This window comes from uncultured Jatrophihabitans sp. (assembly GCF_964252635.1).
Taxonomy (GTDB): domain Bacteria; phylum Actinomycetota; class Actinomycetes; order Mycobacteriales; family Jatrophihabitantaceae; genus Jatrophihabitans.
Genome location: NZ_CAXUNP010000020.1, coordinates 59877 through 69493, shown reverse-complemented (window position 1 = coordinate 69493; position 9617 = coordinate 59877). Strand labels below are relative to the sequence as shown.

The window sequence follows — 9617 nt, the reverse complement described above, 5'->3', positions numbered from 1 at the left end:
CGCCACGATGGGGCTGCCGATGTCGACGCTGCGCTCGGCCATGAGCAGCACGGCCATCACGGCCAGCACCAGGATCGTGCCCTGGATGAACAGCCCCGCCGGGTCGACGGCCAGCGCGCCGGCGAAGGAGCTGTTCGTGCCCTTCGGCGACGGCGTGGTGATCGACGTGCCGTGCAGCAGCGCGACCGCGATCACCGAGGCGACCAGGCCGGCGATGGCGATGCCCACCTGCACGGCGAACCGCTCGGCCCGCGGGACGACGACCTCGGCGAGCACGCCGAGCAGCGCGGCGCCCAGCACGATGAAGATCGGCGAGAGCGCGCCGTAGGCGACCGACGGCGTGGTGATGTGCTCGACCGGCGCGGCCAGCAAGGTGGTGCTCATTTCCCGTTCGCCCCTGTCTTGGATCCAGATTCGCCGAGCTTGGGCGCCGGGTCGGTCTTGTGGACGTTGTGCAGCGTGGCCCGCACCGCCGGGTTGATCACGTCGATCACCGGCTTCGGGTACACGCCGAGGAAGATGATGATCGCGATCAACGGGGCGACGGAGAAGATCTCCCGCGCGTTGAGGTCACGGAACTTCGACACCCGCTCGGCCGTCGGCCCCTGGAACGTGCGCTGGTACAGGTACAGCACGTAGATCGCGGCCAGGATGATGCCGGTGGTCGCCACGATCGCGAAGCCCTTGTAGCGGGTGAACGTGCCCACGAGCACGAGGAACTCGCTGACGAACGTGCTCATGCCCGGCAGGGCCAGCGCGGACAGCCCGGTGAGCAGGAACAGCCCGGCCAGGATCGGCGTCACCTTCGCGGCGCCGCCGTAGTCGTCGACGTTGCGGCTCTTGCCGCGGGCGATGAGCAGGCCGACGACGATGAACAGCGCACCCGTCGAGAAGCCGTGGTTGACCATGTAGAGCACGGCACCGGTGCCGCCCTGCGTGGTGAACGCGAAGATCCCCAGCCCGATGAAACCGAAGTGGGCCACCGACGTGTACGCGACGAGGCGCTTCATGTCACGCTGCCCGATCGCGAGGAACGCGGCGTACAGGATGCCGATCACCGACAGCACGAGGATCGGGACCGCGAAGTAGCGCGAGGCGTCCGGGAACAGCGGCAGGCAGTAACGCAGGAACCCGAACGTGCCCACCTTGTCGAGCACGCCGACGAGCAGGGCCGCGCCGCCGGCCGGGGCCTCCGCGCCGGCGTCCGGCAGCCAGGTGTGGAACGGGATGAGCGGGGCCTTGATCGCGAACGCAATGAAGAAGCCGAGGAACAGCCACTTCTGCGTGGTGTCGTTCGGCAGCGGGTGCGCGATCAGGGTGGTGATCGAGAACGTCTTCGTGGGGCTGGTGATGTAGAGCCCGATCACCGACGCGAGCATCAGCAGGCCGCCGGCGAGGGAGTACAGGAAGAACTTCATCGCTGCGTACTGCCGGCGCGGGCCGCCGAAGCTGCCGATGATGAAGTACATCGGGATGAGCATGGCCTCGAAGAACACGTAGAACAGGAAGACGTCGGTGGCCGTGAAGACGCCGACCATGAAGAACTCGAGCAGCAGGATCAGCCCGAAGTAGTTGCGCACCGAGCGCTTGCGCCGGGGCGCGACCGCCCGGGTGGCCCCGCGGCTGCGCGCGCGCACCCGCGACTGGCGCTCGACGGCAGGGTCCTCCTCCTCGGCGCCGGAGCGGCTGTCGAAGCTGTTCCAGCTGGCCAGGATGACGGCCGGCACCAGCAGCACGGCCATGGTGACCAGGACGAGCGCGATGCCGTCGGCGCCGAACGCGATGTGCGCGCCGAATGCCTTGATCCAGTTGACGCTGAACATGTACTGGAACCGGTCGGCGCCGCGGCCGGTGTCGAAGCGGAACAGCACGACCACCGCGTAGACGGCGACGATCAGCGAGACGCCGAGGCTGACCTGCTTGGCGAGCTTGGCCGTGCCCGGCGAGCTCTCGGGCAGCGCGAAGACCCCCAGGGATCCCACCAGGGGGATCAGCACCAGGATCAGCAGGGTGGGGTCATGCACGGCAGGAATCTCCTCGATTGACGCAGCGAGCGTCGGTCACTGGAACCTCACCGCCAGCAGGACGGCCACGATGGCGACGGTGCCGCCGAGCATGGACAACGCGTAGCTGCGCACGAAGCCGCTCTGGATGCGGCGGAGCCGGCTCGAGCCGCCGCCGAGGCCGGCGGCCATGCCACCGACCACCCCGTCGACGCCGCGGTTGTCGAAGTAGACGAGCGCGCGGGTCAACCACTGGCCGGGACGTTCGAGCACGGCCTCGTTGAAGGCGTCCGCGAACAGGTTGCGCCGTGCGAACGTCGTGACCGGCGAGACGCCGACCGGCTGGGTGGCGGGCACGCGGCGGAAGGCCACCAACCCACCGGCCACACCGAGGGCCACGACGACGAGGGTCAGGATGGTGAGCACCGGCTTGGACACGGTGTGCTCGCCGACCTCGATGGACGGGCCCACCGACGGTGTCAGCCACTCCTGCACCCGGCCGCCGGCGATGAGCAGCCAGCCGCCGGCGAGCGCCAGCACGGCGAGCACGGCCATCGGCAGCCACATGACCGGCGAGGCCTCGTGCGGGTGGACGTCGTCCTCCCAGCGCCGCTTGCCGAAGAAGGTCATGACCAGCGCGCGCGTCATGTAGAACGCGGTGAGGCCGGCACCGAGCAGGGCGATGCTGCCGAGCACGTAGCCCGACGTCCCGCCCTTGTCGAACGCCGACTCGATGATCTTGTCCTTGGTCCAGAAGCCGGTGGCGAACGGGAACCCGATGATGGCCAGGTAGCCGCAGAGGAACACGCCGAAGGTGATGGGCATGACCTTGGCCAGCCCGCCGAAGCGGCGCATGTCGATGCGGTCGTTCATGGCGTGCATGACCGAACCGGCCGACAGGAACAGCGCCGCCTTGAAGAAGCCGTGCCCGACCAGGTGGATGATGCCGATCGCGTACACGCCCTTGCCCAGCCCGACGGCCAGGAACATGTAGCCGATCTGGCTGATCGTCGAGTTGGCCAGCACCTTCTTCAGGTCGTCCTGGCCGCAGCCGGCGATGCAGCCGTACAGCAGCGTGATGGCACCGACGATGGTGACCACGGTGCGCGCCGCCGGGGCGGCGTCGAAGATCGAGGCCGAGCGGGCGATCAGGTACACGCCCGCGGTGACCATGGTCGCGGCGTGGATGAGCGCCGACACCGGGGTCGGGCCCTCCATGGCGTCGGGCAGCCAGGTCTGCAGCGGGAACTGGCCGGACTTGCCGCACGCACCGAGCAGCAGCATCAGCGCGATGGCCGTCGCCACGCCCTTGGAGTAGTTCGCGGACAGGACCGCGTCGAACGACGTGCTGCCGACGTAGGTGAACATCAGCATGATCGCGATGGACAGCCCGACGTCACCGACGCGGTTGGCGAAGAAGGCCTTGTTGCCGGCCGTCGCCGCCGTGCTCCGCGTGTAGTAGTAGGAGATCAGCAGGTAGGACGCGACACCGACACCCTCCCACCCGACGTAGAGCGCCAGGTAGCTGTTGGACAGCACCAGCAGCAGCATCGCGGCGATGAACAGGTTGAAGTAGCCGAAGAACCGCCGACGGCCCGGGTCGTGGGCCATGTAGCCCACCGCGTAGATGTGGATCAGCGAACCGACGCCGGTGATGAGCAGGACGAACACCAGCGCGAGCGGGTCGGTGAGCAACCCGAACTCGACGTGGAACCCGCCCACCGGCACCCAGCTGAAGTAGTTCTTCTCGACGTGCCGGTTGCTCTCGCCCTTGACCGAGAAGAACAGGAACACGGAGAACACGAACAGGGCCACCGGCACCAGGGCACCCAGGTAGGGGGCCCACTTGTCGCCGCGCTTGCCGACCAGCAGCAGCAAGGCCGCCGACACCGCGGGGACCGCGATCAGCAACCAGGCGACCGCCTGGATTCCCGTAGCAGGGTTCACGCCGAAATCATTTCTGAACGTCCCTCAGTACTTCAGGAGGTTCGCGTCGTCGACCGACGCGGACCGGCGGGTTCGGAAGATGGACATGATGATCGCCAGCCCGACGACGACCTCGGCCGCGGCGACGACCATGACGAAGAAGGCCATGATCTGGCCCTGCAGATCGCCGTTGATGCGGGAGAAGGTCACCAGCGAGAGGTTGACGGCGTTGAGCATCAGCTCGACGCACATGAACACGACGATGGCGTTGCGACGCACGAGCACGCCGACCGCCCCGATGGTGAACAGGATGGCCGACAGCACCAGGTAGTAGGACGGGTCCATCGCTATGCCACCGCCTTCGCGCGAGCCGCTCGCGCCGCCGTCTTCGCGCTGGCGCTCATCACTGCCTGACCTCGCTGTCGTCGTAGTCGCCTGCCTCGAGGGCCGCGCGGTCGCCCGGGTACTTCGGGAACTCCTCCGTGCCCACGATCAGCGACTCGTGCGCGACCGACCCGTCCGGCAACAGCGCCGGGGTGCCGACCGAGTTGCCCGTCGAGAGCACGCCCGGGCCCGGCAGCGGCTGCGGCCGGCCGGAGCGGATGCGGTCACGGGCCAGGTTCTTCTGCGACGGCTTGCGGCCCTCACGCTCGATGTGGGCCAGCACCATCGCCCCGACGGCGGCCACGATGAGCAGCGCCGACGTCAGCTCGAACGCGAAGAGGTACTTGGTGAACAGCAGCTCCGCGATGGAGTTGACGTTCGCGCCGTTCGCGTTCGGACCGTCGAGGTTGACCGGCTCCGTCCCGTGCAGCGACTTGCCGATCACCAGCGCGACGAGCAACGCGAAGCCGAGCCCGAACAGCAGGGCGGCCCAGCGTTGCCCGCGTAGCGTCTCGATCAGCGAGTCCGACGCATCGCGCCCGACCAGCATGAGCACGAACAGGAACAGGATCATGATCGCGCCGGTGTAGACGATGATCTGCACCAGACCGAGGAACGGCCCCTGCTCGATCAGGTAGAACGCGCCCAGGCACATCATCGTCGCGACGAGCGACAGCGCCGAGTGCACGGCGTTGCGCAGGACGACCATGCCGATCGCGCCTGCCAGCGAGATCGGGCCGAGGATCCAGAAGGCAATCGCCTCGCCCAGCGGCACGTTGCCGTGCATGAGTGCGCCCGAGGCCAGCGTGATGGTGTCCGCACTAGCCATGAAGGCGGCCCACCTCGACGGCCCGGCCGGTGATCGGCTTGCCCGCGACGTTGGCGGTGCTCTGCGGCTCGCCCTGCTGCAGCGGTGCCTGCACGCCGACCGTGTAGTAGTCGGAGTCCTCGCCGAGACGCATGGCGTGCGGAGGGGCCTCCATGCCGGGAAGCAGCGGCGCCATGAGCTGCTCCTTGGTGTAGATGAGCTCCTGACGGTTGTCCAGCGCCAGCTCGTACTCGTTGCTCATCGTCAGCGACCGCGTGGGGCAGGCCTCGACGCACAGCCCGCAGAAGATGCAGCGCAGGTAGTTGATCTGGTACACCGCGCCGTACCGCTCACCCGGGGAGAAGCGTGCCTCGTCGGTGTTGTCGCCGCCCTCGACGTAGATCGCGTCGGCCGGGCAGGCCCAGGCGCACAGCTCGCATCCGACGCACTTCTCGAGCCCGTCCGGGTGCCGGTTGAGCACGTGCCGGCCGTGGTACCGGACGTCCGGCGGGTGGAAGTCGAACGGGTACTGCTGGGTGTAGACGTGCTTGAACATCGTGCGGAACGTCAGGCCGAAGCCCTTCGCGAAGCCGAGCACGCTGCCCTGCGGCTGCTGCTCGACCGTCATGTGCGAGTTGGCCGGCGACTGCGCGCCCGCCAGCTCGGCACTCGTCGGCTCCGGGGCGGCGTTCTCCCGTGCCGCGATCTCGGAGGCCGCCTGGGCATCCGGTTCCTGGTCAGACATCGGCATCCTCCTTCGTCGTGTTCGTCAGTTCGCCCCGTGGCCGGCGCGCACCCGCGTGGGCGAGCTGGCGCGGCGGCGTGGGCACGTGCAGGTCCAGCGGGGGCACCGGGTAGGTGCGCTCCAGCTGCGCCTCGTCCTCGTCGTCCTCGGCCAGCTCGGCGATCCGGCGGGCCCGAGCACCCTCCCACACCACGAGTCCGGGCACGACGACCAGGAGGACCACGACCGCCAACGGGATGCCCGTGGCGACGAAGGCGTTCTCGCCGCGGTCGCGGAGCACGCGGATGGCGGTGACGGCCAGGATCCACACCAGGTTGACCGGGATGAGGACCTTCCAGCCGAACGCCATGAACTGGTCGTAACGCAGCCGGGGCAAGGTGCCGCGGAGCCACACGAAGACGAAGATGCCGGCGACGACCTTGGCCGTGAACCACAGGATCGGCCACCAGCCGTGGTTCGCTCCGTGCCACAACGAGAGCGGGATCGGCGCCCGCCAGCCGCCGAGGAACAGCGTGGTGGCCAGCGCCGAGACGGTGACCATGTTGATGTACTCGGCGAGGAAGAACATCGCGAACTTGAACGACGAGTACTCGGTGTGGAAGCCACCCACCAGCTCGGACTCGGCCTCGGCCAGGTCGAACGGCGCGCGGTTCGTCTCGCCGACCACCGAGATGAAGTAGATGACGAAGCTGACGATCAGCGGGATGACGTTCCAGAGGTGGTCCTGCTTGGCCACGATGCCGGAGGTCGACATGGTGCCGGAGAACAGGAACACCGCGACCATCGACAGGCCCATGGCGACCTCGTAGGACACCATCTGCGCGGCCGAGCGGAGGCTGCCGAGCAGCGGGTAGGTCGAGCCCGACGCCCATCCCGAGAGCACGACGCCGTAGACGCCGAGGCTGGAGCAGGCGAAGACCACGAGCACGCCGACCGGCAGGTCGGTGAGCTGCAGCGGCGTGTGGTGGCCGAACATGCTGACCTCGGGCCCGAACGGGATGACCGAGAACGCGAGGAACGCGGGCACCGCCGAGATGATCGGGGCCAGGAAGTACACCGGCTTGTCGACCAGGACCGGGATGATCTCTTCCTTGAAGGCCAGCTTGACGCCGTCGGCGAGCGACTGCAGCACGCCCCACGGGCCGGTGCGGTTCGGGCCGATGCGGTTCTGCATCCGGCCCACGACCTTGCGCTCGAAGACGATCGAGAACAGCGTCATGACGACGAGGAAGACGAAGACGCCGAGCATCTTGATGAGGTCGATCCAGAACGGGTTGTCGCCGAACCCGGGCAGGTTCTGCGACACCGCCAACGTGCTGCTCACAGCGTGTTCCCCTCGGTGTCGCCGACGACCGGCGGGGCGGCCGGGTTGGTCAGGGTGACCACGTCACCGAAGGCGGCGCCGAGCGTCGCCCGCACCGGGTGCCCGTGCGGGTTGGTCGGGGCCCACACGGTGCCGTCGGCCATGGGCACGATCTCGACGGGCAGCACGAGCGCGCCCGCCTCGGTGGACACCGCGACGGCGCCCCCCTCGACGACGCCGAGCTCGAGCGCAGTCGCGGGGCTGATACGCGCCACCGCAGGCTTCGCCGTGCCGGCGAGGTAGTCGTCGCCGTCCTGCATGCGACCGGCGTCGATGACCTCGGCCCACGTCGAGAGCCGATAGGTGCCGGGCTCCGGCGCCTGCCCGGCCACGGACGGGGCGACGGGACGCGTGGCCGCGGCACCCAGGCCCAGCAGCTCGTCGCGAGCGGCCTGGACCGAGTTCAGGCGCAGGTCGACGTCGAGCTCGTCGGCGAGCGCGTTGAGCACCCGGCCGTCGGACAGCGCGCCGGTGCCGGCGATGGTCAGCTCGAAGGGCCGGCGACGGCCCTCCCAGGTGACGTAGCGCCCGGACTTCTCGGGCTGTGGCGCGACGGGCAGCACGACGTCGGCGTGCTCGGTGACGGCACTGTGCCGCACCTCAAGGCTGACGACGAAGCCGGCGCGTTCGAGGGCGCGGTGGGCCAGCGCCGGGTCGGCGGTGTCGTCGGGGTCCACTCCCCCGACGACGAGCGCGGTCAGCGAGCCGTCCGCGGTCGCGGCCAGGATGGCGTCGACGTCGCGGCCGGCGTGGGTCGGGATGTCGCCCCACACGGCCTCGACCTCGGCACGCGCCGTGACGTCGGCGAGCGGGCGGCCACCGGGCAGCAGGGTGGGCAGCGCACCGGCGTCGATCGCCCCGCGCTCACCCGCACGGCGCGGGATCCACACGAGCCGGGCGCCGGTCTCGGCGGCCAGCGCCGCGGCAGCGCTCAACGCGCCGGGCGAGGTTGCCAGACGCTCGCCGACGACGATGAGCGAACCCTCGCCGCCCAGCGCACCGAGCACCGGACCGGGCAGGCTGTCGAGCGTCGCAGCCTCCGCGCCGGGGACGGTGGGCAGCAACTGCCCGTCGAGCTTGGCCAGCCCGCGGGAGCCGACGGCGGCGACGGAGAAGACCTTGGTCTTGCCGACCCGGGTCGCCTTGCGCAGCCGCAGGAAGACGATCGGCGACTCCTCCTCGGGCTCAAAGCCGACGAACAGGACGGCCGGGGCGGCCTCGAGGGAGGCGTAGGAGACGTGCTCGGGGCCGCGGCCCGCGACCGACGAGGCCAGGAACGCCAGCTCCTCGTCCGACACCGGGCGGGTGCGGGCGTCGATGTCGTTGGTACCGAGCGCGACGCGGGCGAACTTGGCGTAGCTGTAGGCGTCCTCCTCGGTGAGGCGGCCGCCGGGCAGCACCCCAACCCCGCCGCGGTCGACGGCCTCGGCGAGGCCCTGGGCCGCGCGCTCGAGCGCCTCGGGCCAGCTGGCCTCGACCAGTGCGCCGTCGGCGTTGCGGACCATCGGGGTGAGGAGGCGGTCGGGCTGGACGGCGTACTGGAACGCCCACCGGCCCTTGTCGCAGTTCCACTCCTCGTTGACGTCCGGGTCGCTGCCGGCGAGGCGGCGGGTGACCTTGCCGCGGCGCCAGTCGGTGCGCTGCGCGCAGCCCGACGAGCAGTGCTCGCAGACCGAGTCCGTCGACAGCAGGTCGAACGGGCGGGCGCGGAACCTGTACGACGCGCTGGTCAGCGCACCCACGGGGCAGATCTGGACGGTGTTGCCGGAGAAGTAGGACTGGAACGGCTGCTCGTCGCTGGTGCCGATCTGCTGCTGTGCACCGCGCTCGAGCAGCTCGATGAACGGGTCACCGGCGATCTGCAGCGAGAAGCGGGTGCAGCGCTGGCACAGCACGCAACGCTCACGGTCGAGCAGCACGTTGCTGGAGATCGCGACCGGCTTGGGGAAGGTGCGCTTGGTCTCGACGAAGCGCGACTCGGCGCGGCCGTTGCTCATGGCCTGGTTCTGCAGCGGGCACTCGCCGCCCTTGTCGCAGATCGGGCAGTCGAGCGGGTGGTTGATGAGCAGCAGCTCCATGACGCCCTGCTGGGCCTTGTCGGCCACCACCGACGTCAGCTGGGTCTTGACGACCATGCCGGGCATGACGGTCGTGGTGCAGCTCGCCGCCGGCTTGGGCATGCCGCGGCCGTTGCCCATGTCGGTCACCTCGACCAGGCACTGGCGGCAGGCGCCGGCCGGGTCGAGCAGCGGGTGGTCGCAGAACCGCGGGATGGAGATGCCGAGCTGCTCGGCCACGCGGATCAGCAACGTGCCCTTGGGTACGGAAGCCTCGATGCCGTCGATGGTGACGGTGACGAGGTCCTCCTTCGGCGGTGCCTGTGTCATC

The 9617-nt window shown here is 69.5% G+C and carries 7 protein-coding genes and 1 pseudogene; all 8 read right to left on the bottom strand.

Annotated elements, in window-relative coordinates; genetic code table 11:
• Nucleotides 1-384 (bottom strand): annotated as a pseudogene (locus ACFFCA_RS11150) (NADH-quinone oxidoreductase subunit N); the annotation flags it as partial.
• Nucleotides 381-2024 (bottom strand): NADH-quinone oxidoreductase subunit M, encoded by a 1644-nt coding sequence (locus tag ACFFCA_RS11145; protein ID WP_375484727.1) that lies wholly within the window; start codon nt 2022-2024, stop codon nt 381-383. The gene ACFFCA_RS11145 and the pseudogene ACFFCA_RS11150, both read right to left, overlap by 4 nt.
• Before the next feature lie 36 nt (nt 2025-2060).
• A complete protein-coding gene (gene nuoL / locus ACFFCA_RS11140) occupies nt 2061-3932 on the bottom strand; it encodes an NADH-quinone oxidoreductase subunit L (RefSeq protein WP_375484737.1) in 1872 nt (623 codons plus the stop codon).
• Between the two features lie 42 nt (nt 3933-3974).
• Nucleotides 3975-4274, bottom strand: a complete 300-nt coding sequence (gene nuoK / locus ACFFCA_RS11135) for an NADH-quinone oxidoreductase subunit NuoK (protein ID WP_375484725.1) — start codon at nt 4272-4274, stop codon at nt 3975-3977.
• A 58-nt stretch (nt 4275-4332) separates the two neighbouring features.
• A complete protein-coding gene (locus ACFFCA_RS11130; RefSeq protein ID WP_375484735.1) occupies nt 4333-5124 on the bottom strand; it encodes an NADH-quinone oxidoreductase subunit J in 792 nt (263 codons plus the stop codon).
• A gap of 10 nt (nt 5125-5134) precedes the next feature.
• Nucleotides 5135-5749, bottom strand: coding sequence for an NADH-quinone oxidoreductase subunit NuoI (gene nuoI, locus ACFFCA_RS11125; protein ID WP_375484733.1), 615 nt, complete (start codon nt 5747-5749; stop codon nt 5135-5137).
• A 109-nt stretch (nt 5750-5858) separates the two neighbouring features.
• Entirely contained in the window at nt 5859-7115 is a 1257-nt protein-coding gene (nuoH, locus tag ACFFCA_RS11120) for an NADH-quinone oxidoreductase subunit NuoH (protein WP_375484731.1), read from the bottom strand.
• A gap of 71 nt (nt 7116-7186) precedes the next feature.
• A complete protein-coding gene (locus ACFFCA_RS11115) occupies nt 7187-9616 on the bottom strand; it encodes an NADH-quinone oxidoreductase subunit G (RefSeq protein WP_375484723.1) in 2430 nt (809 codons plus the stop codon).
• Between the last annotated feature and the right edge of the window lies 1 nt (nt 9617).